A 318-nucleotide genomic window follows, 5' to 3' on the forward strand; every position below is an offset into this window, starting at 1 on the left:
CCTGGATTGCCGGCAGTAAGCTCACCCGTTGTTTTATCAATAACAGCCGTACCTGTTCCATCTATTACGGACCAAGCGACCGCTTTGTTTGTTGCGTTGCTAGGAGCAGCCACAGCATTCATTTGCAGCTTCTTACCTGATTCGATTGTAGTAACTTCACCATCCGCCGTTACGGAAATCACTTGAACAGGGATGGCAGGCTCATTAATTTCAATCGTTTTGGTTCCAAATACGGCACTGCCGTCAGCAGCCGTTGCTTTAACGGTAACTGTACCTGCTGAAACACCCGTCAATACTCCGCTTTTGCTGATTGTTGCT

1 protein-coding gene is annotated in these 318 nt (G+C 47.8%); it reads right to left on the reverse strand.

Features of this window, described 5'->3' with window-relative positions; genetic code table 11:
- Positions 1-318 (reverse strand): Ig-like domain-containing protein (locus AC1DM9_RS34620; protein WP_477584532.1); only part of this gene is annotated, 318 nt, incomplete at both ends.

The sequence above is a fragment of the Paenibacillus sp. 01T431 genome, from assembly GCF_056398625.1.